Source organism: Actinomadura harenae (assembly GCF_003696215.1).
GTDB lineage: Bacteria > Actinomycetota > Actinomycetes > Streptosporangiales > Streptosporangiaceae > Spirillospora > Spirillospora harenae.
Map to the genome: position 1 here is coordinate 1 of NZ_RFFG01000157.1, position 14,641 is coordinate 14,641.

Consider the following 14,641-nt stretch of genomic DNA (forward strand, 5'->3'; position numbering starts at 1 on the left):
CCGCCACCCGCCACCTCCCCAGACTCGATCCCGACGGGATCGAGTCTGGACACAGAACCCGCCCGAACCCGGCAAGCCCGACGGCGTGTCACCCAACCCGGTGATCATTTCCGGTCAGCGCACTAGATGGCCGCGTCGCGGGCGGGGCCCTCGTCGGGCAGGGCCTCCACGGGCACGACGACCGCGACCCGGCGGCGGTTGATCGCCCACCAGCCCGCGTAGAGCGACGCCACGAGGAACGGGATGGACACGACCGCCCACTTCTGCTCGCCGTCGAAGACCATCAGCGGCACCACGGCGGCCAGCAGGGCGAGCGTCGCCCAGTTGGTGTACGGCGAGCCGGGCATCCGGTAGGCGGGACGCTCCACCTCGCCGCGCTGCGCCGCCCGCCGGAACCGGACCTGCGCGTACAGCAGCGTCGCCCACGTCGTCAGGACGCCCAGGGACGCGATGGACGTGGCGATCTCGAACGCCTTGTGCGGCACGAACACGTTCAGCACGACCCCCGCGACGTACACGACGGAGGTGAGCAGGATCCCGCCGTACGGGACGTGCCGGGAGCTCATCCGCCCGGTGAACGCCGGGGCCTCGCCGCGCCGCGCCAGCGATCGCAGGATCCGCCCGGTCGAGTACAGGCCCGAGTTGCAGGACGACAGGGCCGCGGTGAGCACGACCAGGTTCATCACGCCGCCGATGCCGGGCACGCCGAGGTAGGCGAACACGGTCACGAACGGGCTCTGGTCCGTCCGGTACACCGTCCACGGCAGGACGAGGACCAGCAGGAACACCGCGCCGACGTAGAACAGGGCGATCCGCCAGACCACGCCGTTGATGGCGCGCGGCATGACCTCGCGCGGGTTCTGCGCCTCCCCTGCGGAGATCCCGACCATCTCGATCGCCGCGTAGGCGAAGATCACGCCCTGGAGGCTCAGCAGCACCGCCCACATCCCCTGCGGCAGGAACCCGCCGAAGCCCACCAGGTTCGGCAGCTCGGCGTGGTGGTCCGGCCCGATCCCCGCGTGCGTGGCGACCAGCACGATCCCGACGGCCAGGAACGCCAGGATCGCGGCGACCTTCAGCATCGCGAACCAGAACTCCAGCTCGCCGAACAGCCGCACCGACACCAGGTTCACCGACAGCAGCACCCCGAGGGCGAGCAGCGCCGACAGCCACTGCGGGAAGCCCGGCGCCCAGTAGTGGACGTAGATCCCGACGGCGGTGATCTCCGCGACGCCGGTCGTCGCCCAGCTCAGCCAGTACATCCAGCCGCTGGCGTACCCGGCCCACTCGCCGATGAAGTCGCGCGCGTAGGAGACGAAGCTGCCCGTCGTCGGCCGGTGCAGGACGAGCTCGCCGAGCGCCCGCATCACGAAGAACGCGGCGACCCCGGCGAGCGCGTAGGCCAGCACCAGTCCGGGACCGGTGCTGTGCAGCCGCCGCGCGGTGCCGAGGAACAGCCCGACGCCGATCGCCCCGCCCATCGCGATCATCTGGACGTGCCGGGGCTTCAGCGACTGGTGGTAGCCCTCGTCGTCGTCGTCCCGGGGGAGGTCCTCCCCCCGCGGGATGCCGGCCGGCGGACGGCCCCCGCGCGCCACCTCCAGCACCATGGCCGTCTCCTCGCGGGCGGCCTCGGCCAGCTCACGGGCCAACACCCGGGCCGCGTCGGCGGCCCGGTTGACGCCCCGTCCGCCCCTGTCCTCGTCCACGTGCTCCCCCGTCGTCCGTCCGGCTAAATGATCTTCGGACTTCGGAGGCTGTGGTACCCGCCCGCGCCGGGCGGACGGTCAAGGGCCGATCAAGACTCGGCGGCGACGATCTCCAGGGCGCGGGCGAGGTCGTCCGGATAGGGGCTCTCGAACTCGACCCACTCGCCGTGCCCGGGGTGCTCGAACCCCAGGCGGACGGCGTGCAGCCACTGCCGCTTCAGCCCCAGCCGGGCGGCGAGCGTCGGGTCGGCCCCGTACGCCATGTCCCCGGCGATCGGGTGCTTGATCGCCGACATGTGCACCCGGATCTGGTGCGTGCGGCCCGTCTCCAGGTCGACGTCCAGCAGCGTCGCGGCGCGGAACGCCTCGACGGTGTCGTAGTGCGTCACCGACGGCTTGCCGCCCGCGACGACCGCGAACCGGCCGTCGTGCGAGGGGTGCCGGTCGATCGGGGCGTCCACGGTGCCGCGGAACGGGTCCGGGTGCCCCTGGACGAGCGCCTGGTAGCGCTTGTCGATGCGGCGCTCCTTGAAGGCCCGCTTGAGCCGCGAGTACGCCGTCTCGCTCTTCGCGACGACCATCGCGCCCGTCGTGTTGGCGTCCAGGCGGTGCACGATGCCCTGCCGCTCCGCCGCGCCGGACGTGGCGATCGTGTGCCCCGCCCCGAGCAGCCCGCCGAGGACGGTCTGCCCCGTCCAGCCGACGGTCGGGTGCGCGGCGACGCCGATCGGCTTGTTCACCACGACGATGTCGTCGTCCTCGTAGAGGATGCCCATGCCCGGCACCGGCTCGGCCACCGGGACGGGCGCGGACGGCGGCGGCGGGAGCGTGACCTCCAGCCAGGACCCGCCGGTCACCCGGTCGGACTTGGCGACCTCCTTGCCGTCGAGGAGCACGTCCCCGGCGGCGATGATGTCGGCGGCGCGTCCGCGCGAGAGCCCGAACAGCCGGGCGAGGGCGGCGTCGACGCGCTCGCCCTCCAGGCCGTCCGGGACGGGGAGGCTGCGCACGTCGCTCACGCCGTGCCCTCCTTGCCGTCCCGCTCGCCGTCTCCGGCCTTCGCGTCGTCACCCTGGGTCTTCACAGAGCCCTCGGCCTTCGGGGAGCCCTCGGCCTTCACGGTGTCCCCGGCCTTCGCAGCGTCGTCGCCGTCATCGTCCTTCTCGTCGTCGCCGACGCGCGTGCCGTCCACCTGGAGGCCGCGCGCGGCCAGGACCACGGCCAGGACGCCGCCGCAGCAGATCGCCGAGTCGGCCAGGTTGAACACCGGCCAGTGCGGGACCTCGATCCAGTCGACGACATGGCCCTTGAACATCGCGGGCGCGCGGAACACCCGGTCGGTCAGGTTGCCCAGCGCGCCGCCGAGCATCAGCCCGAGGCAGATCGCCCACGGAAGGCTGCGCAGGTTCCGCGCCGTCCGGACGATCGCGACGACCACGCCGAGCGCGATCGTCGTGAACACGATCGTGTAGCCGGTGCCGATCGAGAACGCGGCGCCGCTGTTGCGCGTCTGGCGCAGCGTCAGCAGGCCGCCGAGCAGCCGGACGGTGTCCAGGTCGGTCAGCCTGGACACCACCAGGGCCTTGGAAACGATGTCGACGGCCAGCGCAGCCGCGGCGACCGCGACGAGCACGCCGATCCGGCGCGGCCGCGCGCGGCCCTCGTCCTCCCGGCGCGTACCGCCTTCGTCCTCCTGGGGGGTGGGGCCGGCGCCCCGCTCGTCACTCAGTGGGGCTCCTCGCGTCTCCGGCGATCCGGCCGGCGTGCTGGCAGCGGTCATTCAGCGGCGTTCCTCGCGTTGCTTGCAGGTCACGCACAGCGTCGCGCGGGGGTATGCCTTCAGGCGGGCCTTGCCGATCGGCTTGCCGCACGACTCGCACACCCCGTACGTTCCGGCGTCCATGCGCTGGATGGCCCGCTCGTTCTGGGCGAGCAGGTCACGGGAATTGTAGGTCAGGGAAAGCTCGTGTTCGCGCTCGTAGGTCTTCGCCCCGGCGTCCGCCTGGTCGTCGCCCGCCCCCTCGCCGCTCTCGTCGGCGATGTGGGAGGACAGTTCGGCGATCTCCTCCTCCAGGACCATGATGTTCGCCTCCAGGACGGCCTGGACCTCGGCGAGCTCGGTCTCGGTCCACCGGTCCTCGTCCTGCCGTACGGGCAGCTCAGCGGCCTTCGCCTTCGTCTCCGCGGGGGCCTTGATCTTGGCCTTCGCCGCCTTGGCAGGGGCCTTGGCGGGCCTCTTCGCGGCGGGCTTGGCCGAGCCCTTGGAGGGGGCCTTGGAGGGGGCCTTGGCCGGGGTCTTCGCCCGCGTCCCGGCGGCCGCCTTCCCCTTGGCCGTGGGCTTGGCGGGGCTCTTGACGGTCCGGGACGAGGGCTTGGCCGAGGTCTTCGCCGGGGGTTTGGCCTTGGTGGACGCGCTTCTGGGCGCCCGCTCGGCCGCGCGCCCGGTGGTGCTCCTGGTGGTGCTCCTGGTGGCCGTCCGGGCGGGGTGGGCAGCGGCCGCGCCGGGGGCCCTCTCGGTGGTCTTCTCGACGGACGGTGCGGACGGCATAGATCCCCATTCCCCCTGGCTGCGGCGGTCCGGACGGGACGCCCGGGGCCGAGTACAGCCCGCAATATGCCCGGTGCCCCCGAGCGGAGAAACCCCCGATTCGGCAGGCATGCCCAAGCTTTGCCAGTGTGACGCACCTCACACCACAACGGCCCCCGCCGACCCCCCGGATACCGGGAAGAGTTCGCCCCCGCCGTGCGTTACCCTCGATTCCAGCAGTCTTGTCGGCAGGGCGAAGATGGGGACACCTGCCGCCGCAGGCAGTCATGAGCGATCCGGGGACGGTGCGAGCCCGGGGACGAGCGCGGCGGTTGATCACCCCGGAGCCGCCGGAGGAACGGCCCGGCCCGTCCATCACGGACGGCGGGCCCAGTAGAACCGGCAGCCGAGCGGCTCAACGAAGCGGACCGCGCCCCCACGCGCGGTCAAGGAGGGTGGTACCGCGGGGCCCTGTGCCTCGTCCCTCCGGAAACGTCGTCCGACAACGTCGATCCGGAGGTCCGCCGACCGTGAGCCGTCAGTTCCGGCCCCTGCCCGCGCAGGTCGATCTTCCCGCCCTCGAGCGGGACATGCTGCGCCGCTGGCAGGAGAACAAGATCTTCGAGCGGTCGCTGGAGCGCACCGCGGGCGGCCCCCGCTGGGTGTTCTACGAGGGCCCGCCCACCGCCAACGGCATGCCGGGCGTCCACCACGTGGAGGCCCGCGTCTTCAAGGACGTCTTCCCGCGCTACCGGACGATGAAGGGCTACCACGTCCCGCGCAAGGCCGGCTGGGACTGCCACGGCCTGCCCGTCGAGGTCGCCGTCGAGAAGGAGCTCGGCCTCACCGGCAAGAAGGACATCGAGGAGTACGGCGTCGCGGCGTTCAACGACCGCTGCCGCGAGTCGGTCCTGCGCCACGTGGACGCCTTCGAGGAGATGACCGAGCGGATGGGCTACTGGGTCGACATGTCCCAGGCCTACCGCACGATGGACCCGTCCTACGTCCAGGCCGTCTGGTGGTCGCTGAAGCAGGTCTTCGACAAGGACCTGCTGTTCCGCGACTTCCGCATCACCCCGTACTGCCCGCGCTGCGGCACCGGCCTGTCCGACCACGAGCTCGGCCAGCCCGGCGGGTACGAGACCGTGTCCAGCCCCTCGGTGTACGTGCGGATGCCGGTCACGTCCGGCCCGCTCGCCGACCTGGACGCCAAGCTCCTGATCTGGACGACCACCCCGTGGACGCTGGTGTCGAACACCGCCGTCGCCGTCCACCCGGACGTCACCTACGTCGCCGCCCGCCCGGCGGACTCCGACGAGGTCCTGGTCGTCGCCGAGCCGCTGCTCGCCCAGGTGCTGGGCGAGGACGCCGAGGTCCTGGCGTCCTTCCAGGGACGCGAGCTCGAGCGCACCCCGTACAAGCGCCCGTTCGACCTGGTCGAGATCCCCGACGCGCACTACGTCGTGCTCGGCGACTACGTCACCGTCGAGGACGGCACCGGCCTCGTCCACCAGGCCCCGGCCTTCGGCGCGGACGACATGACCGTCTGCAAGAACTACGGCATGCCGATCGTCAACCCGATCGGCCCCGACGGCCGCTTCCTCGCCGACGTCCCCATGGTCGGCGGGACGTTCTTCAAGGACGCCGACGAGCAGCTCACCGAGGACCTGCGGATCCGCGGCCTGCTGTTCAAGGGCACCCACTTCGACCACAGCTACCCGCACTGCTGGCGCTGCCACACCGCGCTGCTCTACTACGCGCTCCCCGCCTGGTACATCCGCACCACCGCGGTCAAGGACCGGCTGCTCGAGGAGAACGCGAAGACCAACTGGTTCCCCGAGAACGTCAAGGAGGGCCGGTACGGCGAGTGGCTGCGCAACAACGTCGACTGGTCGCTGTCCCGCAGCCGCTACTGGGGCACCCCGCTCCCGCTGTGGGTCTGCGAGGACGACGACGACCACATCACCTGCGTCGGCTCCCTCAAGGAGCTCGGTGAGCTGGCCGGACGCGACCTGGAGACGCTCGAGCCGCACCGCCCGTACGTGGACGACGTGACGTTCGCCTGCCCGACCTGCGGTGGCACCGCCAAGCGCGTCCCGGACGTCATCGACGCCTGGTACGACTCGGGCTCGATGCCGTTCGCGCAGTTCGGCGCCCCGCACCAGAACCAGGACGTGTTCGACAAGTCCTACCCCGCGCAGTTCATCTGCGAGGCGCAGGACCAGACGCGCGGCTGGTTCTACTCGCTGATGGCCATCGGCACGCTCGTGTTCGACCGGTCGTCCTACGAGAACGTGCTGTGCCTCGGCCTGATCCTCGCCGAGGACGGCCGCAAGATGAGCAAGCACCTCGGCAACGTGCTCCAGCCCATCCCGCTGATGGACGACCACGGCGCGGACGCCCTGCGCTGGTACATGGCGGCGGGCGGCCTGCCCTGGGTGTCCCGCCGGGTCGGCCACAACGCGCTGGAGGAGATCGTCCGCAAGGTCCTCCTCACCTACTGGAACACCGCGTCGTTCTTCGTCCTGTACGCCAACGCCGCCGGCGAGGGCGAGGGCAAGCGCGCCTGGACGCCGGACCTCGCCGCCGAGGCACCCGCCCCGGCGGACCGCCCGCTGCTCGACCGGTGGGCGCTCGCCGAGCTGCACCGCACGGTCAAGGAGGTGGACGACGCGCTCGAGCAGTTCGACACCGCCCGCGCCGGACGCCGCCTCGCCGAGTTCGTCGACGACCTGTCCAACTGGTACGTCCGCCGGTCCCGGCGGCGCTTCTGGGCGGGCCCGGAGACGGCCGAGGGCTCCGCGGCGTTCGCGACCCTCTACGAGTGCCTCGAGACGCTGACCCGGCTCATGGCACCGCTCACCCCGTTCCTCACCGACCACGTGTGGGACGTGATCCGCCCCGAGGACGCGCCCGAGTCGGTGCACCTCACCGAGTGGCCCACCGTCCGCGAGGACCTGCTCGACCCGGCCCTCACCGAGCACATGGCGCTCGTCCGGCGGCTGGTCGAGCTCGGCCGCGCGGCGCGCGTCGCGTCCGGTGTCCGGACCCGGCAGCCGCTCGGCCGCGCGCTCGCCGGATCGTCCGGCTGGGCGGGCCTGCCGGACGAGCTGCGCGCGCAGATCGCCGACGAGCTGAACGTCCAGTCCGTCCAGGACCTGGCGTCCATCGGCGGCGACCTGGTCGACTACGAGGTCAAGCCGAACTTCCGCTCGCTCGGCGGCCGGTTCAAGAAGGACGCGCCGAAGGTCGCCAAGGCCGTCACGTCCGCCGACGCCGCCACGCTCGTCGGCGCGCTGCGCGGGCCGTCCGGCACCGCCTCGGTCGACGCCGAGGGCGTCGGGACGGTCGAGCTGACCACGGACGACGTCATCGTCACCGAGCGGCCGAAGTCCGGCTGGGCCGTCGAGTCCGGGCAGGGCGAGACCGTCGCGCTCGACCTGACGATCACGCCGGAGCTGCGGCGCGCCGGGCTCGTCCGCGAGGTCGTCCGGCTCGTCCAGGACACCCGCAAGGCCCTCGGCCTGGACGTCTCCGACCGCATCGACCTCTGGTGGGACGCCCCCGGCGGCGACCTCGCCGAGGCGCTGCGCGAGCACTCCGGCGTCCTGGCGGGCGAGGTCCTCGCGGCCACGGTCACCGAGGGACGCCCCGACGAGGACCTCCCGGCGTTCAACGACCCCGAGCTCGGCCTCACCTACCGGATCCGCCGGGCCTGACCGGCCCCGGCCCCGCACGGCACCACACGGCACCCGCACGGCACCGTCGCCGGGCGTCCCCGCGAGGGACGCCCGGCGACGGCGTTACCGGACGGTTGCGCGGCCGCACTTAGACACGACGTATCGCGTTTGCCATGATGGCGGGGTGAACCATCCCGACTCCCCACCTCCCGCCGAGCCGGAGCGGGCCCCCGACGCGGCGGGCACGGCCCCGGACAGGGATCCCGCCGAGACCCCCGCCCCGCGCCCGGCCCCCGACGTCCGGCCGGGCCCCGGCGGCATGCGCGCCTCCGACTCCGACCGCGACCGGGTCGCCGACCGGCTCCGCGAGGCGCTCGCCGACGGCCGGATCACCGCGGAGGAGCACGCCGAGCGCATCGACATCGTCTACAAGGCCAAGACCTACGCCGACCTCGAACCGGTGCTCTCGGACCTGCCCGGCGGGTCCGGCAGGTCCGGCGCGTCCGGCGGCACCGGCGCGTCCGTGGCGCCCCCGGCGGGCACGTCCGAGCAGGCGCCGATCGCGCCGCCGCGCACCGAGCCCGGCACCGCCGTCGCGATCCTCTCCGAGGTCAAACGCGGCGGACGCTGGCTCGTCGAGGCCGAGACCAACGCCAACGCCGTCCTCGGCAAGGTGACGCTGGACCTGCGCCAGGCCGTCCTGTCCCAGCGCGAGGTGACGATCAACTGCGCCTGCGTCCTGGGCGAGGTCGAGATCATCGTCCCGCCCGGGGTCCGCGTCGCCAACTCGGCCAACGCCGTCCTCGGCCAGGTCGAGGTCCCCCAGGACGACCCCGAGGCCCTGGACGCGCCGACCGTGCGCGTCGCCGGCTTCGCCCTCCTCGGCCAGATCGGCGTCCGCCGCCGCGCCGTCGGCGAGACCACGCTCTCCGAGCGCATCAAGCAGGTCACCGAGGAGCACGTGCACGGCCGCCTCCTCGGCCACGAGGACCGCCGCCAGGCCGTCCGGGACGCCCGGGGCGAGCGCCGCCGCGCGATCCAGGACGCCCACGAGGAGCACCGCCGCATGCGCGACGAACGCCGCGACCACCTGCGCTCCCTGCGCGACGAACGCCGCCGCGGCCGCCACTGACCACCCCGGAACGACCGCCCCCGGTCACGGGCGCGGTCGGCCGGAGCCGGACATGGGAACGGCCGCCCCTTCCGGGGCGGCCGTTCTTCGTCGTCTCGGGCCGGGTCGTACGCGTCAGTCGCGGGCGTGCTCGCGGTCGGGCTGGCAGACCAGGCACGGGGTGCAGCCGCGCTCCTTGGCCTCGCTGCGCGGCAGGGACTCCAGGTCCTCGGCGTCGTCGCCGATGTCCTCGATCAGCGCGCAGTCGGGGCGGTGGTAGCGCTTGGTGCCGCTGAGGATGCGCACCTGCGGCTCCTCGGCATCGGCGGGCTCCTCCCCGGACGCCTGGTCCGACGCCTGGTCGGACGCCTCGCCGACCTCGTCCTCGTCCTCGGTCGTCCCGGCCTCGCCGTCGACGCCGGTCTCGGCCTCGGCCGCGGGCTCGTCCTTCGCGACCGCCTCGGACTTCTCGTCCTCGGCCTCGGACTCGACCTCGGCGACCTCGTCCTTGACCTCGGGCGACTCGCTCCCGTCGGAGGACTCGCGCGGACGCGGCGGAGCGGCGGCCAGCGCGACCGGCTGCTCCTCCGCCTCCTCGGCCTGCGGCTCCTCGACCTCGGCCGTGGTCTCGGCCGGCTCGTCCTCGTCGGCCGTGTCCTCGACAGGGGCGGTTTCGGCAGGGGCGTCCTCGACGGGGGTCGCAGGCGCCTCGTCGGCGACCGCGGGGGCCGGGGCTTCCCTCTCCTCCGGCTCGGGCGTCACGTCCGTGCTCGGGGCTTCTGAGGGCTTCTCGACGACTTCGTCCCGCTTCACCTCGACGGCCACGGCCTCGGCCTTGACCTCGGCCTTGACCTCGGGCTCCGGCTCCGGCTCCGGTGCGGGCTCCGGCTCGGGGTCGATCGTCGGGAGGGGGATGTCCATCAGCGTCTGCGCGGCCGGCGGAGCCTCGTTCTCGGGCTCGGACGCCGGGCCCGTCACCGGGATGTCGGGAAGCGTGACGTCGCCCCGGCCGGACGACGCGGCGGGCGGTGCGCTCGCGGCCGGAGTCGGCCACGCGGACGGCACCGACGGCGTGTCGGACTTGGGCGGAACGGGCGTGACGGGGGGCGCGGGAGGCGCGGACGGAGACGCGGCGGACGCCACGGGACCGCGGGAGGCGGGACCGGACGGCGCGTCACCCTGCGGGCCACCGGGGCCCCCGGGGCCGGACGGTGCTCCGACGGAGACCGACGCACGCGCGGCGAGCGCGGTGTCGGGGAGGCAGGCGGTGCAGGGGCTGAAGCCCTCCTCGCGCGCCTCGACGTAGGTCAGTTCCTCGGTGTCGCGACCGGCGAGCTGGCGGCAGGTGTCCAGGTGGTAGCGCTTGCGGCCGCGCACGACGAAGACGATCGCGTCGTCCGGGACGTCCATGGGCTGCTGCGGGATCGCGACCTCGTCGTCCTGGTCGCCGTCACCGGCGCGCTGCGGGACACCGGGCGGCACGGCCTGGACCGCGCTCTTACCCTTCTTGCCCTTGGCCGCCTTGGCGGCCTTGCGGTCGCGGCGGGGGGACGCCGCGGTACCGCCCCCGAAGATCTCCTTGCGTCGCAGGAGCACCCCGATGAGCAGGCAGAGCGCCGACACCAGGCTGACCGCGATGGACGTGTAGATCACGACGATGGCGTCCACGCCGAACACCTGCGCGCTGTCGCCGTTGCCCGCGACGATTCCCGCCACGAGCAGGGCGATCGCCACCACCACGAGTACGCCACTCAGGATGATCACAGGGTCTCTCTCTCCCTACGGGCCGCGCCCCGGGCCGTGTTCGGACCCGGCGGACACCGCCGATGTGCCCGGATACGCCGACGCCGCCGGGATGGCCCACGGCCATCCGCGGCGCGGCGATCGACAAGACACTATCGCCTGCGGGACGGGCGTCAGCGCCTCTCGTGCGGCGGGTTGTCCCCGGTGTGGAAGGCCCCGGTCGCCGAGTGCTGCACCTGCTGCGTGTGCTGGGGGGCGTCGGGGGTGCCGAAGGGGGACGTCCCGGCGGGGGAGACCGTGCCGGTGGGAACGCCACCGCGGTGGTCGGCCGCGGGGGCGGCGATGGGCATCGGGCCCGTCTGCGCGGGGCCGACGGCGGCGTTCGGGAAGGCGCCGGCCTCGGCGGACCCGGCCTCCAGGTCGCGCAGCTGGCCCTCCAGGTACACCTTCAGGCGGCTGCGGTACTCGCGCTCGAACGCGCGCAGGTTGTCGACCTCGCGCTCGAGCTCCTCGCGCTGCTGGACGAGCGAGCCCATGACCTGGCGGTGCCGCTCCTGGGCGTCCCGGTCCAGGGCCTCGGCGCGGGAGCGGGCCTCGGAGACGAGCTGGTCGGCCTGGCGACGCGCCTTGCCGAGGATCTCCTCGGCCTCGCGGCGGGCGCGGCCGAGCGTCTCGTCGGCCTCCCGGCGGGCGTCGGCGATGGCCTGGTCCGCGGTCTGCTGCGCGAGCGCCAGCACGCGGGCCGCGGTGTCCATGTTGTCCTCGCCGGACGGCTGGCCCATGCCGAGGCCACCGCCCAGCTGTCCGCCACCCAGCTGGCCTCCGCCGAGCTGTCCTCCGAGCTGGCCGCCGAGCTGTCCTCCGCCGAGCTGCTGACCGCCCATGCCACCGAGCTGCGCCGGCTCGGGCTCGGGCTGGTGCTGGATCGGCTCCGGGCGCGGCGGCTCGGGGATCTTGGTAACGTCCGGCTTGGGTTCGACGATGGGCGCGGCCATGGCGGGAACCTTGCCGCGCAGGCACTCGGCCAGCTTGGCGCGCAGCTCCTCGTTCTCCTGGATGAGGCGGTCGAGCTCCGCCTCGACCTCGTCGAGGAAGGCGTCCACCTCCTCCTCGTCGTACCCCGGCCTGAGCCTGGTGGTACTGAACTGCTTGTTCCGCACGTCGGCGGGTGTCAGCGGCATGTTCGTCTCCTTGGCGCGCTTGGAGTCTGTCCGGTAAGGACGGTATCTGATCAGAGCATCTGCACGAAGATGATCAAGACCCAGACCACAAGGAAGAGGAATGTGAAGCTGAGGTCCAGTGCCACGTTACCCAGCCGTACGGGTGGGATGAAACGCCGGAGAAGTTTGAGTGGCGGATCGGTGACGGTGTAGACGGTCTCGGCGATCACCAGGACCACCCCCGTCGGCCGCCATTCCCGGGCGAAAGATCGCAGGACCTCGAGGACCAGCCTCCCGATCAGGAACAGGAGGAACAGGTACAGGACGTATTGCAGGATCAGTCCAACGATATGCACGGACGCTCTCTCGATCTCGGCTGCTCAGCTCTGGTTGAAGAACCCTCGTTCCGCCATCCGGGCCTTGTCCTCCGCCGTCACCTCCACGTTGGCGGGTGACAAGAGGAACACCTTGTTCGTAACACGCTCGATGCTGCCGTGCAGGCCGAACACCAGACCTGCCGCGAAGTCGACCAGGCGCTTGGCGTCACTGTCGACCATCTCGGTCAGGTTCATGATGACCGGCGTGCCCTCACGGAAGTGCTCCCCAATGGTCCTGGCTTCGTTGTAGGTCCTGGGATGCAGCGTAGTGATGCGCGCAAGGTCGGTGGTAGCGGACGACTCGTAGAGCGCCACCGTGCGACGGTCCGGGGCCGGCTGGACGAGATCGCGTTCCCGGTCCGCCACGTCGTCGGCTCGGGTAGGCTGAACGCCCGCCTCGTCCTCGCGGTGGCCCCCGCGCCGACCCGGGACCGGGTCGGTCTCGTCGTCGTAGACCTCGTACTCGTCATAGTCGTCGTACTTGTCGTACTTGCTGAACTTCTCGTCGTAGCGGTCGTCCTCCACAAGGCCGAGGTAGACCGCCATCTTGCGCATCGCGCTGGCCATACGCCCCTCCGTCGTCCTGTGGCCGCGGCACCGGCGCCCCCTGCCGGGCCTGGCGCCGCCGTCGGACTCTTCCGCCTGCCTGTGGAAACCGCCGTCCTGACGGCCACCACTGGGGGGACATTACCTGACGATTGCGCTCCGGCCGCCGAGCAACGCCGTACCGACACGCACGTGTGTCGCGCCACACGCGATCGCCGGTTCGAGGTCACCGCTCATCCCCGCCGACATGATCGTGGCAGCCGGGTGTGACAATCGCACCTCGTTAAGCACACGCGCGAGCCGCTCGAACGCGGGCCGCGGCTCCTCCCCGAGGGGGGCGACGGCCATCACACCGCCCAGCTCGAGGCCCTCGGCGGCGGCGATCTGGTCGGCCAGGGCCGGGACGTCGGACGGGGCCGCGCCGCCCCGCCCCTCCTTCTCGTCCAGGGAGACCTGCACGAGGCAGCGCAGCACGCGCCCCTCGGCGACGGCGGCCTGGGACAGCGCCCGGACGAGCCGGGCCCGGTCGACCGACTGCACGACGCCCGCGTAGGACGCCACCGACCGCACCTTGTTCGTCTGGAGCTGGCCGACGAAATGCCAGGTCAGGTCGAGATCGGCGCACTCGGACGCCTTGGGCGCCGCCTCCTGGTCGCGGTTCTCGGCGACCTGGGCGAGGCCGAGTCCGGCCAGCAGCCGCACGTCGGACGCCGGGAACGTCTTGGTCACCGCGACGAGCGTCACGTCCCCGGTGTCCCGGCCCGCGGCGGCGCAGGCGGCGGCGATCCGCTCCCGCACCTCCGCGAGGTTGGCCGCCAGCTCCTCCCGGCGGGCCTCCGGTCCGCTAGAGGTGTTCGAGGTCATCGCTCTGGTCGTCCTTCAGCCATACGAACCCGGCGAAGCGGCCGGTCCGGCCGTCCCGCCGGTAAGAGAAGAGGTCGGGGGTCTCGATGGTGCAGCGGGGGTCGACGTCGACGCCGGTCACGCCGCGTCCGGCGAGCTGCTCGACGATGCCCGCGCGGAGGTCGAGGCCGGGCGTCCCGGCGCGGGTGGTCGCGTACGCGGCGGGCACCCGGGCGGCGACCTCGGCGCGCATGTCCTCGGGCACCTCGTAGCAGGAGCCGCAGGCGGCGGGCCCGATCGCGCCGGTGATCCGGCCGGGCTCCGCGCCGTGCTCGAGCATCCGGTCGACCAGCGCGGGGACGACCCCGGCGAGGGTGCCGGGGCGCCCCGAGTGCGCGGCGCCGACGACGCCCGCGACCGGGTCGGCCAGCAGCACCGGGGCGCAGTCGGCGACCAGGACGGCCAGGACGACGCCGGGGACCGTGGTGACGATGCCGTCGACGGCGCCGTCGAGGTCGGCGGGGGCCGTGACGAACGCGACGTCGGCGCCGTGCACCTGCCGCATCCAGACGGTGCGGCCGGGGTCGACGCCGAGCTCGGCGGCGGCGCGCTCGCGGTTGGCGCGGACGGCGGACGGGTCGTCGCCGACCGCGCCGCCGAGGTTCAGGCCCGCGTACGGCGCGGGGCTCACGCCGCCGTCCCGGCCGGTGAACGCCGCGCCGACACGGGCGCCGAGGGGGATTTCGCTGATCACTGAGGGGATGGTCACTTCAGGAAGTCGGGGACGTCGAGGTCGTCCTCGTCCTCCTCGAACACGACCCGGCGGTTGCGGGACGGCGCGGGGGCGTTGCCGGACTCCCCGGCGTGCACCCGGGAGGGGGCGGGCTCGGGACGCGGCACGGGGGTGCGCACGCCCTGGTCGGAGGAGCCGGGCTCGCCGCGCCG

Annotated in this window: 12 protein-coding genes and 1 pseudogene; 2 read left to right on the forward strand and 11 right to left on the reverse strand. The window is 73.0% G+C overall.

What is annotated here, in order from left to right; all coding sequences use genetic code 11:
* Nucleotides 1-122 precede the first annotated feature (122 nt).
* The 4 genes from EBO15_RS40080 to EBO15_RS46610 form a co-directional block, all read right to left on the reverse strand.
* Nucleotides 123-1,709 (reverse strand): amino acid permease, encoded by a 1,587-nt coding sequence (locus EBO15_RS40080; RefSeq protein WP_233616792.1) that lies wholly within the window; start codon nt 1,707-1,709, stop codon nt 123-125.
* 89 nt (nt 1,710-1,798) lie between these two features.
* Nucleotides 1,799-2,728, reverse strand: coding sequence for an RluA family pseudouridine synthase (locus EBO15_RS40085; RefSeq protein ID WP_122199687.1), 930 nt, complete (start codon nt 2,726-2,728; stop codon nt 1,799-1,801).
* Nucleotides 2,725-3,489 carry a signal peptidase II gene (gene lspA / locus EBO15_RS40090; RefSeq protein WP_122199688.1) on the reverse strand — a complete coding sequence of 255 codons (765 nt, stop codon included), beginning with the start codon at nt 3,487-3,489 and terminating at the stop codon, nt 2,725-2,727. The genes EBO15_RS40085 and lspA overlap by 4 nt, the downstream gene beginning before the upstream one ends.
* Nucleotides 3,490-3,906 carry a TraR/DksA family transcriptional regulator gene (locus tag EBO15_RS46610; RefSeq protein ID WP_233616794.1) on the reverse strand — a complete coding sequence of 139 codons (417 nt, stop codon included), beginning with the start codon at nt 3,904-3,906 and terminating at the stop codon, nt 3,490-3,492. It lies immediately after the preceding gene.
* Between the two features lie 860 nt (nt 3,907-4,766).
* Here EBO15_RS46610 and ileS point away from each other — a divergent pair.
* Both ileS and EBO15_RS46615 read left to right on the forward strand, forming a co-directional pair.
* Nucleotides 4,767-7,955 (forward strand): isoleucine--tRNA ligase, encoded by a 3,189-nt coding sequence (gene ileS / locus EBO15_RS40100; RefSeq protein ID WP_122199690.1) that lies wholly within the window; start codon nt 4,767-4,769, stop codon nt 7,953-7,955.
* Nucleotides 7,956-8,100: 145 nt separating this feature from the next.
* On the forward strand, nt 8,101-9,048 hold the full coding sequence (locus EBO15_RS46615) for a DUF1707 SHOCT-like domain-containing protein (protein WP_233616793.1): 948 nt from the start codon (nt 8,101-8,103) through the stop codon (nt 9,046-9,048).
* 114 nt (nt 9,049-9,162) lie between these two features.
* Here EBO15_RS46615 and EBO15_RS44785 read toward each other — a convergent pair whose 3' ends face one another.
* The 7 genes and pseudogenes from EBO15_RS44785 to EBO15_RS44790 all read right to left on the reverse strand — a co-directional run.
* Nucleotides 9,163-10,791: a hypothetical protein gene (locus tag EBO15_RS44785; protein ID WP_158628491.1), complete on the reverse strand. Its 1,629-nt coding sequence runs from the start codon at nt 10,789-10,791 to the stop codon at nt 9,163-9,165.
* Nucleotides 10,792-10,943: 152 nt separating this feature from the next.
* On the reverse strand, nt 10,944-11,951 hold the full coding sequence (locus tag EBO15_RS40120; protein ID WP_122199691.1) for a DivIVA domain-containing protein: 1,008 nt from the start codon (nt 11,949-11,951) through the stop codon (nt 10,944-10,946).
* Nucleotides 11,952-12,001: 50 nt separating this feature from the next.
* Nucleotides 12,002-12,286: a YggT family protein gene (locus EBO15_RS40125; protein WP_122199692.1), complete on the reverse strand. Its 285-nt coding sequence runs from the start codon at nt 12,284-12,286 to the stop codon at nt 12,002-12,004.
* Between the two features lie 24 nt (nt 12,287-12,310).
* Nucleotides 12,311-12,874 (reverse strand): cell division protein SepF, encoded by a 564-nt coding sequence (locus EBO15_RS40130; protein WP_122199693.1) that lies wholly within the window; start codon nt 12,872-12,874, stop codon nt 12,311-12,313.
* Nucleotides 12,875-12,994: 120 nt separating this feature from the next.
* A complete protein-coding gene (locus EBO15_RS40135; RefSeq protein WP_122199694.1) occupies nt 12,995-13,717 on the reverse strand; it encodes a YggS family pyridoxal phosphate-dependent enzyme in 723 nt (240 codons plus the stop codon).
* The gene (pgeF, locus tag EBO15_RS40140) at nt 13,698-14,450 is read right to left on the reverse strand and encodes a peptidoglycan editing factor PgeF (protein WP_122199696.1); all 753 of its coding nucleotides are present in this window, start codon (nt 14,448-14,450) and stop codon (nt 13,698-13,700) included. The genes EBO15_RS40135 and pgeF overlap by 20 nt, the downstream gene beginning before the upstream one ends.
* An 11-nt stretch (nt 14,451-14,461) precedes the next feature.
* Nucleotides 14,462-14,641, reverse strand: a pseudogene (locus EBO15_RS44790) (cell division protein FtsZ); the annotation flags it as partial.

Coding starts and splice junctions, on each gene's coding strand:
- lspA (WP_122199688.1), bottom strand. CDS start 3,489: ATGACCGCTGCCAGCACGCCGGCCGGATCGCCGGAGACGCGAGGAGCC.
- EBO15_RS40120 (WP_122199691.1), bottom strand. CDS start 11,951: ATGCCGCTGACACCCGCCGACGTGCGGAACAAGCAGTTCAGTACCACC.
- EBO15_RS40130 (WP_122199693.1), bottom strand. CDS start 12,874: ATGGCCAGCGCGATGCGCAAGATGGCGGTCTACCTCGGCCTTGTGGAG.
- EBO15_RS40135 (WP_122199694.1), bottom strand. CDS start 13,717: ATGACCTCGAACACCTCTAGCGGACCGGAGGCCCGCCGGGAGGAGCTG.